We start from the raw sequence: 636 nt of genomic DNA on the forward strand, positions 1-636 counted from the left end.
CTTCATGATGCTGTTTACCTTCTTTGCGCTTTTTGTAGTAATAGTCTTTGGCCCAGGGGATCCACCTTGTAGTTTGTAGAGCGAACTGATGTAAAGCGTTTCGAAAAGGCTTAATACAAGAGTGTCGTCTTTTTACAATACGCATTTTGCCACTTTGATGGAGTACTGGTGAAGTTCCCGCAAGGGCCTGTACCACCGAGGCGTCAGTATAACGGCTGCGATCGTCTCCCCACTCTGCCAGCAGCCTCGGTGCAATTCGCTTACCGGCACCTGGTATGCTGTCGAAAATTTTACTGTCAGAGTGGGACTTAAAAAGTTTCTCGATTTCCTTGTCGTACTCATCAATATGTTCTAATAAAGGCTCTAGCTGATCGAGGATAGTAACTAAAAATTTAGACTTTGCAGAACAAATGGCCCTGTTTCCTTCTAAGTTAGGTTTTTGAAGCTTTGTGAAGATCTCATTAGCTTTAGACGTAGGGTTAGGATGTTTTTGCTTTTTTAAAAACTTGAAGATCTCATCTCTACTAGCTTTTCGAGCCTGTTTTGGAGTGGGGTATTTCCTTAAAAAAGCTAGAGAAACAGGTAGAGTTATTTTAGAAAACAGCTCAAGAGCAACAGGGTAATATTCTTTCAGGG

Annotated in this window: 1 protein-coding gene; it reads right to left on the reverse strand. The window is 41.8% G+C overall.

All coding sequences use genetic code 11. From position 1 onward, the window contains the following. A partial coding sequence (locus tag CDO51_RS13130) for a transposase (RefSeq protein WP_143824750.1) occupies positions 1-636 on the reverse strand: 636 nt, incomplete at both ends.

Source organism: Natranaerobius trueperi, assembly GCF_002216005.1.
In the GTDB taxonomy this organism is placed as follows: domain Bacteria; phylum Bacillota; class Natranaerobiia; order Natranaerobiales; family Natranaerobiaceae; genus Natranaerobius_A; species Natranaerobius_A trueperi.